Raw genomic sequence first — 21817 nt, 5'->3', positions numbered from 1 at the left:
TTTATAGTTTCAAAGCTTGTCCGGACAAGCTTTGAAACTATAAATCTGTTTTTTGAACCTTTGCGACTCAATAAAAATATTAGTCTTTTATCAATTTAAAGACTTTCTTTTTACCAGTTGCGGTAGCAGTAAAGATATAGACTCCTTTTGATAGGGAAGATAAATTTAATTTCTCTCCTGTTCTCGGTACAGAATCATACTTCTTCTTTAAACTTACACGCCCTGAAATATCTGTAATAACAATACTCACAGCTCCTGTCCAGTCTCTGGCAGGAAGAACGGTCAGTATATCAACAACAGGATTCGGATAAGCTATCAGATTATCTAATCCGGCTACTGCTGACGGATCGTCTATTACAGTAACTTTGAATGTTGTTGTTACGGTTGCTCCTTCCAGGTCTTCTGCTTCTAAAGTTACATCTGCAACTCCATTTTTCCAGCCCATTATTTTCAGAGTTGTACCGTCTATGATTAATAAGCCAATTGTACCTAAGCTGTCTTCGACAACATTATAGATCAGTTCATCTTTATCCGGATCTGATAAATGCGCTGTCAGAGATATTGAAACCGGAGAATCTCCTACATATACTGTAAGATCTTTAAACGGTGTACTGACCACCGGAGGTCTGTTTACATTTACTACGGTAACGGTAAAAAGCTGAATGGTTTTCAGACCGTTTGTATCTGTTGCTTCTAACTGATACGTCCATTTTCCGGCGGCATCATAATCGGGAGAAATTGTAAACTCATATTTTCCCTGTTCTAATTTAGTAACGGTACCTAACGGTTGTCTGGCTTCTGTTGTGCTTAAAAGCTGAACAGTAAATTCATCAGCATCATTATCTGTTACCTGAAAAGGAAGGTTTAATACTTCGTTTTCATTAACAACAATACTAGTAGTATCAATTGTGAATAAGGGACCACTGTTTATGGTTAATTGTACAAAAATCGTTTTTTCTCCTTGTACCGGGTCATTCGATTTTAAATGTACGGCAGCATAACGATGTCCAAAATCATTATTTATATTTTTTGTGTCTACATTAATTTGTACAGATTCTTTCTGATTTTTATCCAATTGTCCTTGATAAGAAGAAAGGGTTAACCAATTTTTCTGATCGGATAATTTTTCAATGGAATAGGCTTCTGTAATAAATCCAAAATTTTTGATATTTCCCAAAAATTGACTTAATTTATAAATTGCACCCAAATAAACTATAAAATTATCATTTAAAGCAGGATCACTTTGCTCCATATAACCTGTTTCAATACCTGAAGTCTTAGGTTCATAAGCTACCCAAAAATATTCTCCGGGATAAAAATAAAGTGATTTTTCCAGATCATATACCCTCAATCCTTCATCACCTATGTTTACAATGGTTGTTTTTCTGAATACTTCTTTCGCTGTAGTATAATCTTTTCCTTTAAGGATAATAATATCCATTTTACCCTTACTATCCATTTTATCCTGTTCATCATAAGCTGTACACCAGTTTCCAACATGGGTTAAATTAAACCCTTCTTTACCGGCTCTATAAACAGTAGCCGTTTTCCATTTGATATGTGTTAATAAACGACCTGCATAATCATACTCAGAATATCCTAATGAATCTGCAAAAACAAAATTATGATACGGTTGGATAGTATGATTTCCTTTACCATTTGTTTTTCTCAATAAATCAATCTTCTTTGAAATCGGTACTGAATTCCGTTTCACTTTATTAAATTCACTTTCATCCAGATATTCAATCTCCCACTTGTAGTTTAATGAAGATTTCCCTATATTTCCTAATGAGAATATGTGAACAGCTGTTTCATTCGGTACTACTCTTACATGATAAAAATCTTTTTCCAGACCACTGATCATATCTGCTTTTGGCGGATACAGAACATTCGCTTTTGTAACTACTTTTAGAACTACACCATCATTATCTCCTCCGTAATTTAAATGGATAACATCTTCTGTCCACTCATTTTCCAGAGCGGTTACCGGTGCGTAAATCACTTTTAAGGTTACTTCTTCTTTCAAAGCAATTACAAGCGGATAGCTTACATTTTCAATTGTATAATCTGCCGGTAATGTAATGGATTTAAAAATAGCCTCTTTTGTTCCTACATTTTTAATAACTAAATCTTTAGTATATGATTTTTGCTTTCCTGCAATATCATAAGCATAAACTAATCCGTAATGAAGTGTGTCTGTAACAATAATATCCGGTTTTCCTGTCACTTTTAAATTCACTTTTACAGAATCTGTTAAACAGGTATAATCTGTAGCGGCTACAATAATATGATCTTCATATTCTCCATCGTTTAAATTTTCGGCAGTAATTCTTACCGGTACAGTAGCTGTTTTTCCGGCTTCCAGTGTATATTTTATACCGGGAGTAATCATTACCGCTTTGTTATCTACAGCAAATCCGTTCATAAAATCAATCATAAAACCATCTGTTCCCTCTTTATTCTCAATACCAATAATGGCTTCTCTTGCCCACAAGGCTGTATTTATATCTTTATACTGGAATTTAATACGTCCGTCTTTATATAAAATCATCTGAAAAGTAACTGTTGTTCCTGCCGTATTAGATGCAAATATACCGGATGCTATTTCATTCCATGTTATCACTACTTTATCTTCAAAATTCTCTGTATATACTTTTGTATCTTTTTCTAAACTAACTGTCGATGGCACCCGCAATGCACAAATCAGATTATTCAAATCATCTGCTTTTGGTAATACTATTGGATTTCCATAACAAACTTGATCTATTTCTGCAATATTAAAGGTAATCTGCCCATGCACTCCAATCGCTATCTTATTATATTTTGTACCGTAATATGGAAAATCAAAAGGTAGTTCATATTGAACGGCACTATTAATACCAACCCAATCCGTCTGTGCAACAGCCTTTTCTATCCCTATCCAATCAAAGTCTACTCCTGAATTCGTACTGTTATCAATCCAGTAATAACCGGAACGATCCTGTCCACTGTTACTGGTTGTAATAGCAACCGGATCAATCTGTAACCAGTTATTTTTAGTGATTATAAAATCCAGATTTCCTTCACCTTCATTTTTAATCACTAACGTAGTATCTGCAACCTGACCTGCATTTAAAGTATAAGCCAGATCTCTCGGTTTTTCAAGTACTAATTTTGAAGCTTTTATACCTTTTGCTTTTACTACAATTTTTAAAAGTGGTTTTTCAGCTACATTCGTTGCAATAAACAGAGTATCATTATAGGTTTTAACTGATTTTGGCGTAAAATTTAATGTATAGGCTAAAGATGCAAAACTTTTTACTTCAGAACTTGTTCCTTCTGAAAGTGCTGCAGTTATATCCTCTCCGGTCTGAAACGCAACATTATTTACAGTATACAATTTTCCTCCTTCATTTTTTACATATACTTTTGCTTCTTTTGTATAAGAAACCGGAATTTCTCCCAAATCAATTTCTTCTACTAAAAGTGCTGGTTTTGCTACGGCAGACACCACTACTTTTATAGGCAATGTTACTGTTTCATTTACCGGATCATTTGTATTAATTAAGAAGAAATTAGTATAGGTAGTACCATCGATCAATAATTCATCTGCTGTAATATCCATATTCACTTTTACAGAATTCCCCGATAATACCAGTCCTGTTGTTGAAGTAAGATTACTGATAAAAGAAGGTAATGGAGGAACAATTCGTATTGCTAGATTTTCATTTGGTAAAATAAAATATGGATTCTTCTTAAATATATTTACTCCGTCTGTTCCGGTTGAATTTTCAAAACCGGCAACTACTCTAACCATTAAAGGAAAATTTTTATCGGTTTGTACAAAATTAGTATAATAAAACTCTATAAGTCCGTTATTATACAATACTACCTGCACATCTATAGTACCGGTTGCTGGAACTTTCCGTCCTAAAAAGCCAATTTCAGGGAGACCTAGTTTTTCCAACTGTACTACAAAATAACCCGAACCTTTTTTATAAGTAACTTTACCTCCATTTAATAATAAATTATTAGTACCTGCAGACAATGGGGTAAAAGTATTTCCGGGACCATTTTTCATAGGAAAATCAAGAGCACTGTTTATACGGTGCTTTAATTCTCCCAAAGCAAAAATCCCTTCTTTTGTAATACTTAAATCATTATATATTTTGCCATAATAATTTATAGAGAATCCTAAATCTAATTTAACATGTACGTCTGTTGTCTGTAACTCTCTGGTAATATCCTGAGCGCCTGTCATATCCATCCATTTAAATACAGGACCATTAGCGCCACGACTTGTTATCGCAGAATAACCCGTAATTCTATCCTGAATAGGAGCTTTTACTGAATCTTTACCAGATAATATAGCATATTCCAACTGGTATTTTCCGGTATTCTGAATTGTAAACCCGGTTTGTTCTGTAGTGCCCGCAGCAATTTCAACCAGTAAATCCTTTGGATTAACATTGATAACCGGAGCTTCAGTACCAATACCGTTTAGAATAATAACTTCTGTTTCCCCTTTTATATCAATATTTAGACCTTCTGTATATAATTTAGGCAATGTCGGGGTAAAAATAACTCTTATTATTTTTGATTCGTTTGGTAAAATATCTAATTTATCCGGAACCACAACATAAGCAGTATTAGTGGCATATAAAGATTCCAGATGTAAGACACCCTTCCCGTTATTTTTTATAAGAATATCTTTTGTAACTGATTTTCCCATAATTACAATACCAAAGTCCTGTTTATCCGGTGCAGAATACGCTGCTTTATGACCATCTACAATCAATTTCAATGGTTTATAACTAACACTTTTTTCCGGATCATTATTAATAATCTTAATATAGGAATGAAAGGTTCCGTCAAATAAATTCTGTCCTTCTGCTTTGACAGTAACAGTAACTAACTTTCCATTTGAAAGATCTCCTTTTGATGGAGTAAAGCTTATATAATCAGTGCCTAAAACCGCTTTATCGCTTACAGCATAAATATCAAATACAACAATCGGAGTATATGACAGTGTATTTACGTTTGTCCAGTTCACACCATCACTACTATAAAAACTCGGATCGGATACACTTGTTGCTTCGGTATTTAAACCTATTGGTTGTTTATATGATTTCGGAAAATCAAAAACAATCCAAAAACTTTCGTTTTTATTAAAGGCAATGCGTTCTCCTAACTTAAAAGTCATTCTCTGAGGCATATACTCTCTTTCACTAAATGCTTTATCATAAATCAATATGCCTTTATCCGGTGTATTTCCTCCTCTGTAAATTTTAATATGAAAATCTTCAGTAGGTATTTGAAAATCTTTTGTTAATGTCCGAATAGTACCCATCACATGAGAAAGATTAAAACTATCAGAACGAACGGTAAATTTTGTAGCAGCCATAAACGGATCCGGTGTCCTATCATTACCAAAAAGAAAATCTATATAATCTTTCTTAGATACAAAAGAAGATAATGTATCTATAAAAGGTCTGTTCTCAATACGAGGATCATCTACCTGTGCGTTCTCTAATAAAAAAGCTAAATTTCCTTCTCCTATATTTCCAAAAGAAAAAGTTGCTTCTGCTGAAGCATTTAATGCAACATTAGGAATCGTTAAACTTAAAGTGTCTAATAATACATTCAGTTTAGGATAACTGGTAGTAGTAGCAGAAACAACATTTGATAAGGGAGATACATTTCCCCAGATATCTTTTGATTTTAAAGCAATATAATACAGTGTCTTTGCCTGTAAACCCGGAATTCTGAATGTTTCTTGCTGACCGGCATCTTTTGCAGAAACAGAAATCAGAGGTACCTCTTTTAAAGAAGCATCATCTGTTATCATTTTAGTAGAATATCGCAATTCATATTGATTTGCTTTCTGATTATCAGCATCAGCCGGAGCAGTAAAGGTTATATCAACAAAATCCTGCGTCACGGATTTTACTTTCAGATCTTCTGTTTTATCCGGAGAAATTCCAGTCCTTGGTTGTACTGCTAATGCTGCATCAATTATACCTTTTCCTAAAAGACCTTCATAACCGGGATTCAGATGGTCAACACTTTTTGTAGCATTAATTAATCTATTCCACAACATCTCCGGAGTATACTGTTCATTTCCTAACGCACTCAAAACCAATGCAGCTACACCTGATACATGAGGACATGCCATAGAAGTTCCCTGAAGTCCCTTATAACGGTTATATAATACTGTACTTAATATTGTTTCAGTTCCCTCTCCTTCTCCTCCGGGAGCAGCAATATCTACCCAGTCTGCAAAATTAGAATACCATGCTTTTTTATTGTCCTGATTTAAAGCAGATACAGCATATACTTTATCATAACATCCGGGCCAGTAAAGTCCATCATCATTGTCATTACCCGCGGCAAAAAACACAATTCCCCCACTCATTTTTGTGCCGGGAAGTGGATTTCCATTTTCATCTTTACCTGCATATTTGATAAAATAATCAATTGCATCCAGAACCGCCTGATCATAATATCCTGGAACACTATGTCCCCAGCTACTTTGAGCAATAACAGCTCCGTTATCTGCTGCATAAACATAGGACGGGGCTATATCACCTGATTCTCCATTATTAAATACCTGACAGGACATTAGCCTAACCCCTCTCTGAGTCCCGTTCCCTCCGGCAATCCCTGCAACTCCGATACCATTGTTGTTTTCGGCACCCACAGTACCGGCTACGTGTGTACCATGACTATCACTTGTAATCGTTGCTGAATTATTAACAAAATTCCATCCGTATATATCACCGATATAACCATTGCCATCATTATCAACTCCCGGCGTACCGTTTAACTCGGCTTCATTGATCCATAATGCATTTTTAAGATCATCATGGGTTGTTTCAATTCCACCATCAATAATGGCTACAGTAACTTTATCAGAGCCCATTGTTGTTTTCCAGGCTTCAAATAAATTAATATCAGCACCTGGAGTTCCTCCGGTCTGACCTACATTATTATAAGCCCATTGCTTGTTCAGTAAAGGATCATTTGGCGGATCACCATATAATTTTACTTTTAAAGCCGGCTCTGCATATGCTATATTTTTATCGGTTCGCATAGATTTACTCGCCATTACGGTCTGAGTTTGCTCACTAACCTTTATTTCATACCATAAATCAAGCCCTGCTTCTTTATGTCTTTTTGCATATTTCTTGTTATAAGGAAAAACTCTTTTCATTTCCACAGCATTATACTGCCTGCACAAATTATCAAAAGAGGATAAACCTGTAGAAAAAGGCTGCGCTGAATTTGCCACAATCTTTCCCGATATTTTTGTTTTTAGTTCAATGGTTCGCACTGCTTCCGGTGTCAATTTTACACGAATGATACCAGGAACGACATCATCTGCTTGTTGTGCAAAAAGAGAGCCGGTAATCAATGCAAAAAACATAAAAAATAATAGTAATTTTTTCTTCATGAATACTTTAGTTTAATTAATAGTTTAATAAATTGTTAAATTTATAGAGCTTATTGAGTCATTAGTTTTATCTTTTTTTTTAGAAAAACTAATAGTTTTTAACATTAACAAATTAAATAAAAAACAAATACAAACTACTAAATTTTTAATATAATTATTATTTTTTTTAATATTTATAATAAAAACGATAATTATATGTTATAATTGTCTAAAAAATCAATACAATTAAATATAGATAATCATACATTTAAAAAATTGTAAATCAAGACATTAATAATCTATTAAAAACAAATAAATACATTTTATTTTAATTAAATAACGTACAAGAACTGAAAGAAATCCCACTTACGCTTTAGAATAGAATACGTGTATAGATACCAAAAAAAATTAGCCTGGATACAAGCGTAAATCTTTACGATTAGTAACCGTTTAATATCATTTTTCAAAAAAAAACCCCATTTAGATCATAATCTAAATGGGGTTTTAATATAATTAGCTTTTTATTTACTAAAAATATTAATCTTTTATCAATTTAAAGACTTTCTTTTTACCAGTTGCGGTAGCAGTAAAGATATAGACTCCTTTAGATAAAGAAGATAAATTTAATTTCTCTCCTGTTCTCGGTACGGAATCATACTTCTTAGTTAAGCTTATACGCCCTGAAAGATCTGTAATAACAATATTCACAGCTCCTGTCCAGTCTCTGGCAGGAAGAACAGTCAGTATATCAACAACAGGATTCGGATAAGCTATCAGATTATCTAATCCGGCTACTGCTGACGGATCGTCTATTACAGTAACTTTGAATGTTGTTGTTACGGTTGCTCCTTCCAGGTCTTTTGCTTCTACAGTTACATCTGTTATTCCATTTTTCCAGCCTACTACTTTCAGGGTTGTATCATTTATAGTTAAGCCAACTATATCTAAAGTATCTTTGGCAACGCTATAAATCAGTTTGTCTTCTTTATCCGGATCTGATAAATACTCTGTTAAGGATATTGAAACCGGAGAATCTCCTACATATACTGTAAGATCTTTAAACGGTGTACTGACCACCGGAGGTCTGTTTACATTTAATACGGAAACGATAAAAGCCTGAATGGTTTTTAGACCGTTTGTATCTGTTGCTTCTAACTGATATGTCCATTTTCCGGCAGCATCATAATCGGGAGAAATCGTAAACTCATATTTTCCGGCTTCTAATTTAGTAACAGTACCTAACGGCTGTCCTTCTTCTGTTGTATCTAAAAGCTGAACTGTAAATTCTTCTCCATCATTATCTGTTACTCCAAAAGGAAGGTTTAACACTTCATTCTCATTTACTACAATATTATCAGTATCAATTTTAAATACGGGTCCGCTGTTTATAGCTAATTGTACAAAAATGATTTTTTCACCCTGTAATGGATCGTTTGATTTTAAATGTACAGCAGCATAACGATCTCCAAAATCATCACTCAAATTTTTTGTATCTACATTTATTTGTATAGAATCTTTCTGATCTTTATCCAGTTGTCCATTATCAGAAGAAAGTGTTAACCAGCTTTTCTGATCGGATATTTTTTTAATTGAATAAGCTTCGGCTATGAATCCTGTATTTTTAAATCCATTTAAATCCCCTAATTTATGAATTTTATCTCCTATCTGAATTACAAAATTATTAACTAACAAAGGGTCTTCATATATCATAACACCTGTTTCAAAGATTGGAGACTGATATCCATAAGCTATCCAAAAATATTCTCCGGGATAAAAATAAAGTGATTTTTCTAAATCAAATACTTTTAGTCCTACGTCTTCTATATTCACATCAACGGTCTTTCTAAATACTTCTTTTGCTGTGGTATAGTCTTTTCCTTTAAGGATAATAACATCAATTTTTTGCTGTTCATCATAAGCTTTATACCAGTTACCTGCATGTGTCAGATTAAACCCTTCGTTACCTGATTGAAATAATGTAGCCATTCTGACCTCATTAAGCGTATTTACTACTACAGCATTCATATAAGGATAATGACCATAACCTAATGAATCTGCAAAAACAAAACTATGATATGGTTGTATAGTATTATTTATAGTACCATTCGTTTTTTTCAATAGATCAATCTTATTTGGATTTGATACTGAATTTGGTTTCACTTTATTAAATTCACTTTCATCTAGATATTCAATCTCCCACTTGTAGTTTAATGAAGACTTCCCTATATTTCCTAGTGAAAATGTATGGGTAGCTGCTCCATTCGGCATTACTCTTGCATGGTAAAAATCTTTTTCCAAACCGCTGATCATATCTGCTTTTGGCGGATACAGAACATTCGCTTTCATAACTACTTTTAGAACTACACCATCATTATCTCCTCCGTAATTTAAATGGATAACACCTTCTGTCCACTCATTTTCCGGAGCGGTTACCGGTGTGTAAATTACTTTTAAGGTTACTTCTTTCTTTGGAGTAATTACAAGAGGATAGCTTACATTTTCAATTGTATAATCTGCCGGTAATGTAATGGATTTAAAAATAGCCTCTTTTGTTCCTACATTTTTAATAACTAAATCCTTAGTATATGATTTTTTCTTTCCTGCAGTATCATAAACATAAACTAATCCGTAATGAAGTGTGTCTGTAACAATAATATCCGGTTTCCCTATCACTTTTAAATTCACTTTTACAGAATCTGTTAAACGGGTATAATCTGTAGCGGCTACAATAATATGATCTTCATATTCTCCATCATTTAAATTTTCGGCAGTAATTCTTACCGGTACAGTAGCTGTTTTTCCGGCTTCCAGTGTATATTGTATACCGGGAGTAATCATTACCGCTTTGTTATCTACAGCATATCCATTCATAAAATCAATCATAAAACCATCTGTTCCCTCTTTATTTTCAATACCAATAATGGCTTCTCTTGCCCATAAGGCTGTATTTATATCTTTATACTGGAATTTAATACGTCCGTCTTTATATAAAATCATCTGAAAAGTAACTATTGTTCCTGTCATATTAGATGCAAATATACCGGATGCTATTTCATTCCATGTTATCACTACTTTATCTTCAAAATTCTCTGTATATACCTTTGCGTCTTTGGCTAAACTACCTCCTGGATATAATGCTACTCGCAATGCACAAATCAGGTTATTCAGATTATCCTTTTTTGGAAATACTATTGGATTTCCATAACGTACTTGATCCATTTCTGCAATATTAAAAGTAATCTGTCCATGTGCTCCGATTGCTATCTTATTATATTTTGTACCATAATATGGAAAATCAAAAGGCAGTTCATATTGAACGGCACTAATAATACCAACCAAAGCAGTCTGTGCAACAGCATTTTCTACTCCTATCCAATTAAAGTCTACCCCTGAATTTGTACTGTTATCAATCCAATAGTAACCGGAACGATCCTGTCCGCTGTTACTGGTTGTAATAGTAGCCGGATCAATCTGTAACCAGTTATTTTTAGTGATTATAAAATCCAGATTTCCTTCACCTTCATTTTTAATCACTAGTGTTGTATCTACCGTTTGTCCGGCATTTAAAGTATAAGCCAGATTTTCCGGTTTTTCAAGTACTAATTTTGAAGCTTTTATACCTTTTGCTTTTACTACAATTTTTAAAAGTGGTTTTTCAGCCACATTCGTTGCAATAAACAGAGTGTCATTATAGGTTTTAACTGATTTTGGTGTAAAATTTAATGTATAGGCTAAGGAAGCAAAACCTTTTACTTCAGAGCTTGTTCCTTCTGAAAGTGCTGCAGTTATATCCTCTCCGGTCTGAAACGCAACATTATTTACAGTATATGATTTTCCTCCTTCATTTTTTACATATACTTTTGCTTCTTTTGTATAAGAAACCGGAATTTCTCCCAAATCAATTTCTTCTACTAAAAGTGCCGGTTTTGCTACAGCAGACACCACTACTTTTATAGGCAATGTTACCGTTTCATTTACCGGATCATTTGTATTAATCAATAAGAAACTAGTATAGGTATCCTCTAGTAATGATTCATCTGCTGTAATATCCATATTCACTTTTACAGAATCCCCCGGTAATACCAGTCCTGTTGTTGAAGTAAGATTACTGACGAAAGAAGGTAACGAAGGAATGATTCTTACCGCCAGTTTTTCATTTGGTAAAATATATTTTAAATCCCTTTTAGATATATTCGCTCCGTCTGTTCCGGTTGAATTTTCAAAACCGGCAACTATTTCTTCCATCAGGGAACGATTTTTATCTGTTTGTACAAAATTAGTATAATAAAACTCTATAAGTCCATTATTGTACAATACTACCTGAATATCTATAGTCCCCGTTGCCGGAGCTTTTATTCCCAAAAAGATAGCTGCTTCCGGAAAACCTAACTTTTCCAACTGTACTACAAAATAGCCCGCACCTTTTTTATAAGTAACTTTACCTTCATTTAATAATAAACTGTTAGCACCTGAAGACAATGGGGTAAAAGTATTTCCGGGACCATTTTTCATAGGAAAATCAAGAGTACTGTTTATGCGGTGCTTTAATTCTCCTAAAGCAAAAATTGCTCCTTTTGTAATACTTAAATCATTATATATTTTACCGTAATAATTTATAGAAAATCCTAAATCTAATTTAATATGTGAATTTGTAGCTTGTAACTCTTTAGTAATATCCTGAGCACCTGTCATATCCATCCATTTAAATACAGGACCATTAGCATCACGACTTGTTATCGCAGAATAACCCGTGATTTTATCCTGAATAGGAGCTTTTACTACATTTTTGTTGGATAATATAGCATATTCCAACTGGTATTTTCCGGTATTCTGAATTGTAAACCCGGTTTGTTCTGTAGTGCCTGCAGCAATTTCAACTAGTAAATCCTTTGGATTAACATTGATAACCGGAGCTTCAGTACCAATACCATTCAAAACAATTATTTCTGTTTTTCCTTTTATATCAATCTTTAATCCTTCTGTATATAATTTAGGCGATGTCGGGGTAAAAATAACTCTTATTGTTTTCGATTCGTTTGGTAAAATATCTAGTTTATCCGGAGCAACAACATAAGCAGTATTAGTGGTATATAAAGAGTCTAAATGTAAGACACCCTTCCCATTATTTTTTATAAGAATATCCTTTGTAACTGATTTTCCTATAATTACAATACCAAAGTCCTGTTTATCCGGTGCAGAATACGCTGCTTTATGACCATCTACAATCAATTTCAATGGTTTATAACTAATCCTTTTTTCCGGATCATTATTAATGATCTTAATATAGGAATGAAAGGTTCCGTCAAATAAATTCTGTCCTTCTGCTTTGACAGTAACAGTAACTGACTTTCCATTTGAAAGATCTCCTTTTGATGGAGTAAAGCTTATATAATCAGTACCTAATACCGCTTTATCGCTTACAGCATAGATATCAAAAGCAATACCCGGAGTATATGACAGTGTATTTACGTTTGTCCAGTTCACACCATCACTACTATAAAAACTCGGATCGGATACACTTGTTGCTTCGGTATTTAAACCTATTGGTTGTTTATATGATTTCGGAAAATCAAAAACAATCCAAAAACTTTCGTTTTTATTAAAGGTGATACGTTCTCCTAATTTAAGAGTTTTTTTCGTACTTGAAGACCATTTCTCACTGAATGCTTTATCATAAATCAATATGCCTTTATCCGGTGTGTTTCCTCCTCTGTAAATTTTAATATGAAAATTTTCAACAGGTTGTTTTCCATCTTTTGTTAACGTCCGAATAACACCCATCACATGAGAAAGGTTAAAACTATCAGAACGAACGGTAAATTTTGTAGCAGCCATAAACGGATCCGACGCCCCATCATCACCAAAAAGAAAATCTATATAATCTTTCTTAGATACAAAAGAAGATAATGTATCTATAAAAGGTCTGTTCTCAATACGAGGATCATCTACCTGTGCATTCTCTAATAAAAAAGCTAAATTCCCTTCCCCGATATTTCCAAAAGAAAAAGTTGCTTCTGCAGAAGCATTTAATGCAACATTAGGAATCGTTAAACTCAAAGAATCTAATAATACATTCAGTTTAGGATAACTGGTAGTAGTAACAGAAACAACATTTGACAGAGAAGATTTATTCCCCCAAATATCTATTGATTTTAAAGCGATATAATACAATGTCTTTGCCTGTAAACCCGGAATTCTGAATGTTTCTTGCTGACCGGCATCTTTTGCAGAAACAGAAACCATCGGTAATTTTTCAAAAGAAGCATCATCTGTTATCATTTTAGTAGAATATCGCAATTCATATTGATTTGCTTTCTGATTATCAGCATCAGCCGGAGCAGTAAAGGTTATATCAACAAAATCCTGTGCCACAGATTTTATTTTCAGATCTTCTGTTTTATCCGGAGGAATTCCACTATTGAGTTGTACTGCTAATGCTGCATCAATTATACCTTTTCCTAAAAGACCGGCATATTTAGAATTCAGTTGATCAATACTTTTTGTAGCATTAATTAATTTATTCCATAACATCTCCGGAGTATACTGTTCATTTCCTAACACACTCAAAACCAATGCAGCTATACCTGATACATGAGGACATGCCATAGAAGTTCCCTGAAAACTCACATATCTATTATTCAATCCTGTACTTAATATTGCTTCAGTTCCCTCTCCTTCTCCTCCGGGAGCAGCAATATCTACCCAGTCTGCAAAATTAGAATACCATGCTTTTTTATTATTCTGATTTAAAGCAGATACAGCATATACTTTATCATAACATCCGGGCCAATAAAGTGCATTCGCATTATCGTTACCCGCGGCAAAAAACACAATTCCCCCACTCATTTTTGTACCGGGAAGTGGATTTCCATTTTCGTCTTTACCTGCATATTTGATAAAATAATCAATTGCATCCAGAACAAGCTGATCATATTGTCCCGGAGATGTATATCCCCAACTATTCTGAGCAATAACAGCTCCATTATCTGCTGCATAAACAAAAGGCTGAGCAAAATTTCCATGTCCTCCCTCAATAAATACCTGACAGGACATTAATCGAACTCCTTTTTGAGTTCCATTCCCTCCAGCAACCCCTGCAACTCCAATACCGTTATTATTTTCAGCACCCACAGTACCGGCTACGTGTGTACCATGAGGATGTCCTGTGATTGTTCCTGAATTATTAACAAAATTCCATCCGTATATATCACCAATATAACCATTACCATCATTATCAACTCCCGGCGTACCGTTTAACTCGGCTTCATTGACCCATAATGCATTTTTAAGATCATCATGGGTTGTTTCAATTCCTCCATCAATAATGGCTACAGTAACTTTATCAGAGCCCATTGTTGTTTTCCAGGCTTCAAATAAATTAATATCAGCACCTGGAGTTCCTCCGGTCTGACCTACATTATTATAAGCCCATTGCTTGTTCAGTAAAGGATCATTTGGCGGATCACCATATAATTTTACTTTTAAAGCCGGCTCTGCATATGCTATATTTTTATCGGTTCGCATAGATTTACTCGCCATTACGGTCTGAGTTTGCTCACTAACCTTTATTTCATACCATAAATCAAGCCCTGCTTCTTTATGTCTTTTTGCATATTTCTTGTTATAAGGAAAAACTCTTTTCATTTCCACAGCATTATACTGCCTACACAAATTATCAAAAGAGGATAAACCTGTAGAAAAAGGCTGCGCTGAATTTGCTACAATTTTTCCTGTTGTTTTCATTTTTAGTTCAATCGTTTGCACTGCTTCCGGTGTCAATTTTACACGAATAACACCGGGAACGACATCATCTGTTTGTTGTGCAAAAAGAGAACCGATGACCAGTGTAAAAAATATAAAAAAGAATAATAATTTTTTTTTCATGGATACTTCGTTTAAATAATTAATCGTTAATTTTAATAATTTAGTAAATTTATATGGTCTGGAAAATTCTTAATATCTACTTAATTTCCTTAGAAAAAATAGCTTTTGATATTAAAACAAATTAAATAAAAATATAAATACAATCAAAAATAAATTACAATATTTTTAATATAATTATTATTTTTTTGAATATTTATAGTGATAATAATAATAATTTACTATTTTTATCAAAAAAACAAAGTTAAAGTCATACTATAATTATATATGTTAAAGTATTGTAAATCAAAATCTTAATGACATGTTAAAACAGATTAATACATTTAATTTTATCCCAAAAAGAAGGAATAATATATATTTATAGCAAAAAAAAAGTATTTATAAATAATTATAACATAGAAAACATAAAATATACAATATTATGTTAATGAGGAAGTTAATAACATATCAGCGACTATCGATTTAAATCATAATAGTTTTAGATATAAACAGAATATTAAATATCACGAAAACAAAATAAACCTGTTAAAACCTACTTTAAGAATGAAAAAAATAATCTTATTATCTCTGACAATTCTTACCTTTTGTTTTGTCAACGCTCAGGACAATAGAGCTATTACAACAGCAGTTCCTTTCTTATTAATTTCTGCAGATGCAAGAGCTTCCGGATTGGGTGATCAGGGAGTTGCTACTTCCCCAGATGCCTTCTCTCAGCAATGGAATCCTGCTAAATATGCCTTCTCCCAAAACAAACAAGGTTTTTCAGTCAGTTATACCCCCTATTTATCCAGTATAGCTAATGATATCTCACTGAGTCAGGCTACTTACTATAATAAAATAAATGAAAGAAGCGCTTTTGCTGCAAGTTTACGTTATTTCGGATTAGGTGAAATAGAATTGCGACAATCATTTGATGACATGGCAGTCACTGTAAAACCAAATGAATTAGCTCTGGATTTATCCTACTCTTTAAAATTAAATGAATCCTTTTCTATGGCAGTTGCAGGACGATATATACGCTCTAATCTGAAAACACCAAATAGAGGTACAGATGCTTCATCCGCTAATACATTTGCTGTTGATATAGCCGGATTTTACCAGTCTGAAGAAATTGCCTATAATAAATTTAACGGAATATGGAGAGCAGGTTTCAACTTACAAAATTTAGGTCCGAAAATGAGCTATGATGAAAATAAAGATGTTAATTCTAATTTCTTACCTGCCAATCTTAAATTAGGTGCCGGTTTTGATTTTATCTTTGATGAAGACAATAAATTAGGAGTAAACATAGAATTCAATAAACTACTAGTTCCAACACCAAAAGATTTCAATAATGACGGAGTTATTGATGGAAGTGATAATGAAAAATACAGAAGAATCGGATGGGTATCAGGAATATTCAAGTCATTTGGCGATGCTCCTAACGGTTTCAGTGAAGAACTAAAAGAAATCACCTACGCTTTAGGAACAGAATACATTTATAAAGATGCATTTGCACTCAGAATGGGATACTTTAATGAAAGTAATATGAAAGGTGCCCGAAAATTTTTCAGCTTAGGTGCAGGATTTAAATACGATATAGCAACAATAGATCTTGCCTATATGTTCGCCACATCAAAAATAAAGAATCCTCTGGAAAACACCCTTCGATTTTCTCTTACTTTAAACTTCGGAGATTCAGTGTATACTGAAAAAACAGCAGAAAACTAAAAACAGATTATTAGTTGTTTTAACAACACGCCTGCTATTTTGTATTAAATATAGAATAGCAGGTTTTTTATATACACGAATTATCACACTAGAATAAGAATATTTTTGAAGCACTTAACAGAATGGAAAATTAGCAATTCTGTTCATGTAACCAATCTTATTAAGACTGATCTGCATAAATTGTAAAGCAATCATTTTATAGTAATCTTCTCTTTTTGCAGAACAGAAAAAGGGATTCCAAACAATTTGGAATCCCTTTTTTAATTTCAGAATAGCCTTAAAAACACCGGTTTTCTTGTTATTCTACAATATTATTTATCAGATTTTTTTTATTCAATTTACTGTGTTTTACACCATAAGAAAAATACAAAGCTAATCCGATTGCCAGCCAGATCAGAAACATGATCCAGTTTTTCCAGCCTAGTTCTGCCATCATATAAAAACAGCATAACATACCTGCTAACGGAATAAACGACATTTTCTTAACAATACTCTTATAAGTCATAAACAGGAAAATAAAAATAAAGATCCACATTGGTATTTTATGCTTAAACAATGCCAGTCCCTGTTCATATTTCTTTGCATGAGATAAAGACAACTGATCTATAGTATTCTGATAAACCGATTCATCCAGGCTCTTTAAATATTTTAGAAGGTGAATTGGATTTTCATCTAATTTCACATTATTAAATACTCCTGCTTCTACTGAAACCAATTTTAATTCTTCTTTATCCAGAGAAGAAACAAACGTTTCTACATCAAATATCTTAGCCTTATTTGTAAAAAAATCAATCGTTTCAGTCTTAAAAAAATATCCGGAAATAAAAACAGTTATTACAAAAACAAAAGGCATTACATAAGCAGAATTCAGATAGGGAGTTCTGAACTTTCCTCTAGGTCCGTTAGGCGTACTCTCTAATTTTAAAACACCCGCACATACCAATACAAAAGCAAATAAAGTCCCGATACTGCAAACATCTACAACTAAATTCAAATCTGTAAATAAAATAGGTACAGCAACAATAAAACCGGTAAAAATAGTAGCAAAAGAAGGTGTTTTAAATTTTGGATGTATCTTAGAAAATGATTTCGGCAGTAAACCATCTCTGCTCATAGTCAGCCAGATTCGGGGCTGTCCAATCTGAAATACAACGAATACACTTGCCATAGCCACAACCGCACTAATAGCAACCAGTTTACTTAACCATTTCAAATCCTGAATTTTACTAAAAACAAAGGCTAACGGATCTCCAACATTTAATTCTGAATAATTAACCAGACCTGTAATAACCAAAGCAATTGCTATATATAGTACAGTACATATAATAATAGAATAAAAAATACCTCTTGGAAGATCTCTTTGTGGATTCTTACATTCTTCAGCAGTAGTACTAATGGCATCAAAACCAATATAAGCAAAGAAAACGGAGCTGATCCCTCCCAAAACCCCTGCTACTCCATTAGGAGCAAAAGGATCCCAGTTATCTGTATTTACATAAAAAGCACCTATAATAATTACCAGCAAAACAACGGCAATCTTGATCAGTACCATCATGTTACTTGCTTTTCTACTTTCATTGATACCTCTGTAAACCAAAGCTGTCAGTAAAAAAGTTATCATTAAAGCCGGAATATCCAGAACCAGATTAAACCCTACCTGAGGTGCATTTGCATATGCTAAATATTTCGGTATATCCTGGGCAAACTCTGAACTTGCTAAAGCCTCCAATGTACTCCCGTTTTGCAATTGTGCATTTATTACTTCAAAACCATTCTTTGCTGTAAAATAATCCATTGTCATCCATTCGGGAATATGCATCCCGGGTATCCCATTAATCAGAGCAGTAAAATAATCACTCCATGAAATAGCAACTACAATATTACCTATTGCATACTCCATAATCAGAGCCCATCCGATTACCCAGGCAAATAATTCTCCAAAAGCGACATAACTATAAGTATATGCACTTCCTGAAACAGGAACCAAAGAAGCAAACTCGGCATAAGCAAAAGCTGTAAAAGCACAGGCAACCGCTGTAAAAAGAAATAAAAAGACGACAGCTGGTCCTCCTTCATAACTAGCCCTTCCGATAGTACTGAAAATACCGGCTCCAACAATAGCCGCTATTCCAAATCCCGTAAGATCCCTTACTCCTAAATGTTTAGCCAACGAATTATTTTCTTTGTTAGTTCCTGCTAAAATATTTTCTACTGTTTTCTTTCTAAATAAACCGGAAAAAGCCATAAAATCAATTTATTATAATAAAACTAAATAATGGTTTCTCCACTATTTTTAAAATACACATAAACAAATATATAAAAGCAATTCGTAAAATAAGTTTTGTTAAATACAAAAAATTAACATGTAGACCAATCTAACTAAAAATAAAGATATTTGATATTTTATAACAGATTTCCCTCACAACTATAGACATAAGTTATAGCGTGATAAAATTTTATAATTAAAACAAATAGAAGATTGCGTTTGATTTTGTTACTTTTGTACTAGTTGAAAAATTAATCTTTAAACTTATATTATTATGTCATTAGTAGGAAAAAAATTCCCAAATATTGAAGTTGATGCTATTTCAGAAATGGGTGATAACTTAAAAATAAACATCTTCGAAGAAGCTACAAAGAAAAATAAAAAAGTATTATTATTCTGGTATCCAAAAGATTTCACTTTTGTATGTCCAACTGAATTACATGCTTTTCAAGCCGCTTTACCTGAATTTGAAAAAAGAAATACAATCGTGATCGGAGCATCATGCGATACTAACGAAGTACATTTTGCATGGTTAAACACAGCAAAAGATAATGGAGGTATTGAAGGTGTTACTTATCCTATACTTGCAGATACAAACCGTAACTTATCTAATATTTTAGGTATTCTTGATATTGATTCTACTTCTTATGACGAAGATACTGACGCTGTTCTTATTGAAGGGTCTAACGTTACTTTCCGCGCTACTTACTTAGTAGATGAAGATGGTAAAATTTTCCACGAAAGTGTTAATGATATGCCATTAGGAAGAAACGTAAACGAATATATCCGTTTAGTTGATGCTTATACTCACGTTCAGGAAAAAGGTGAAGTATGTCCGGCAAACTGGGAAGAAGGAAAAGAAGCTATGCAGGCTACAAGAGAAGGTGTTGCAAGCTACTTAAGTAACTAATTAAAAATACAGAAAATATGCTAATTGAATTAGATAATGACGGATTACAGAATCTGGTTGCTAATAACGAAAAAGTAGTTGTTCAGTATTCAGCTTCCTGGTGTGGTAATTGCAGAATTATGAAACCAAAATTTAAAAAAATGGCTTCAGAAAATGAGAATCTTACATTTGTTATTGTAGATGCTGAAAAATTTCCTGAATCCAGAAAATTAGCTAATGTGAGCAATCTGCCAACGTTTGCAACTTTCGTTAACGGAACACTGGTAAATCAGACACAAACTAATAAACAAGAAATTCTAACAGATCTAATAAATGAAATTACCAGTAATTAAGCATTTAACTCAGTTTATTGAGGAAAATGATCAAGATTATCTGATAGAGACTATCGAAGTTCTGGAAAACTTAACAGAACTTCCTTCTCTTAAAGATGAAGAGTTAGATGTTATTGCTGAATTGATTTCTAATATGTATGGAGCCCTTGAAGTAAACCAAATGGTAAAAGAAGGAGTCGACAAAAAAGAAGCTCTGAATACATTTATGAAACGCGTTATGGGTTCTATAGATAAATAAACAGAAAAACATCTAATATCAGATAATACATTATCAAGCATAAAAAAGCACTTTTCTACGTAAAAGTGCTTTTTTTATATACTACTATTTCGTGAAAAAATAGTTACTTTTGTAACTATAATTATAAACCAATAAAAATATAAAAAATGGCTTCAATCACATTACACGGAAACCCGATAAATACTTCAGGGCAATTACCAAAAACAGGAACTAAAGCACCTGATTTTACATTAGTGAAAAATGACCTTTCTACCGCTTCCTTATCTGATTTTCTGGGCAGTAAAATTGTTTTAAATATTTTCCCAAGCGTTGACACAGGTACTTGCGCTACTTCTGTCAGAAAATTTAATGAAAAAGCAAGTCAGCTAAAAAACACAAAAGTGATCTGTATTTCAAGAGATCTTCCTTTTGCTCAGGCTCGTTTTTGTGGTGCTGAAGGTTTAGAAAATGTAATTAATCTGTCTGATTTTAAAACAGGAACATTCAGTAAAAATTACGGTCTTGAAATTATTGACGGTCCTCTAGCCGGATTATCTTCCCGTGCTGTTATTGTACTGGATGAAAAAGGTGAAATATCATATACTGAACAGGTGGCTGAACTTACAGAAGAACCGAATTATGATAAAGCATTAGCTACACTTTAATCTCCCAGACTTAGTACTAAATTCATTTATGAAAATCATTTCATTCATTAAAGGAAGATTAAAAGGTTTTGTTTATGCATATAGAGGAGCTTTTAGGCTGGTCACTACTGAACATAGTATCATGACACAATGTTGTATTGGTATAATAGCTATTATTGCAGGTTTTATATGCAATATCAGTAGTACAGAATGGATGTTTCAAATTTTCGCAATGGGTTTAGTACTAAGTATAGAAGGATTAAATACAGCAGTAGAAAAAATAGCTGACTTTATTCATCCCGATTACCATGAAAAAATTGGTATTATTAAAGATATTGCAGCCGGAGCCGTATTTATTGCAGCTCTGAATGCCGTAACAATAGGATTGATTATCTATTTACCCATAGTAATCGCCTTAGTATAATAACTGCTATTATAATTTTTCT

Annotated in this window: 9 protein-coding genes; 6 read left to right on the top strand and 3 right to left on the bottom strand. The window is 33.2% G+C overall.

What is annotated here, in order from left to right:
- Positions 1–79 precede the first annotated feature (79 nt).
- Together AC4FQX_RS04285 and AC4FQX_RS04280 are read right to left on the bottom strand one after the other, a co-directional pair.
- Positions 80–7432, bottom strand: a complete 7353-nt coding sequence (locus AC4FQX_RS04285) for a S8 family serine peptidase (RefSeq protein ID WP_491166438.1) — start codon at positions 7430–7432, stop codon at positions 80–82.
- Positions 7433–7948: 516 nt separating this feature from the next.
- The gene (locus AC4FQX_RS04280; protein WP_491166437.1) at positions 7949–15295 is read right to left on the bottom strand and encodes a S8 family serine peptidase; all 7347 of its coding nucleotides are present in this window, start codon (positions 15293–15295) and stop codon (positions 7949–7951) included.
- A 540-nt stretch (positions 15296–15835) separates the two neighbouring features.
- On the opposite strand from AC4FQX_RS04280, the gene porV reads away from it, so the two are divergent.
- Positions 15836–17002 carry a type IX secretion system outer membrane channel protein PorV gene (porV, locus tag AC4FQX_RS04275; protein WP_491166436.1) on the top strand — a complete coding sequence of 389 codons (1167 nt, stop codon included), beginning with the start codon at positions 15836–15838 and terminating at the stop codon, positions 17000–17002.
- A gap of 298 nt (positions 17003–17300) precedes the next feature.
- Here porV and AC4FQX_RS04270 read toward each other — a convergent pair whose 3' ends face one another.
- Positions 17301–19247: an amino acid permease gene (locus AC4FQX_RS04270; RefSeq protein ID WP_491166435.1), complete on the bottom strand. Its 1947-nt coding sequence runs from the start codon at positions 19245–19247 to the stop codon at positions 17301–17303.
- Positions 19248–19542: 295 nt separating this feature from the next.
- Here AC4FQX_RS04270 and AC4FQX_RS04265 point away from each other — a divergent pair, with 295 nt between their 5' ends.
- The 5 genes from AC4FQX_RS04265 (at position 19543) to AC4FQX_RS04245 (ending at position 21795) form a co-directional block, all read left to right on the top strand.
- Entirely contained in the window at positions 19543–20178 is a 636-nt protein-coding gene (locus AC4FQX_RS04265) for a peroxiredoxin (protein ID WP_491166434.1), read from the top strand.
- 17 nt (positions 20179–20195) lie between these two features.
- The gene (locus AC4FQX_RS04260) at positions 20196–20510 is read left to right on the top strand and encodes a thioredoxin family protein (protein WP_491166433.1); all 315 of its coding nucleotides are present in this window, start codon (positions 20196–20198) and stop codon (positions 20508–20510) included.
- Positions 20491–20748: a DUF6952 family protein gene (locus AC4FQX_RS04255; RefSeq protein WP_491166432.1), complete on the top strand. Its 258-nt coding sequence runs from the start codon at positions 20491–20493 to the stop codon at positions 20746–20748. The genes AC4FQX_RS04260 and AC4FQX_RS04255 overlap by 20 nt, the downstream gene beginning before the upstream one ends.
- 146 nt (positions 20749–20894) lie before the next feature.
- Positions 20895–21392 (top strand): thiol peroxidase, encoded by a 498-nt coding sequence (gene tpx, locus AC4FQX_RS04250; protein ID WP_491166431.1) that lies wholly within the window; start codon positions 20895–20897, stop codon positions 21390–21392.
- A gap of 28 nt (positions 21393–21420) precedes the next feature.
- Entirely contained in the window at positions 21421–21795 is a 375-nt protein-coding gene (locus AC4FQX_RS04245; RefSeq protein ID WP_491166430.1) for a diacylglycerol kinase family protein, read from the top strand.
- Positions 21796–21817 lie beyond the last annotated feature (22 nt).

The organism is Flavobacterium sp. AK-301, from assembly GCF_058310215.1.
Note: the sequence above shows the minus strand (reverse complement) of the source record. Positions and strands in the feature narration are given on the sequence as shown.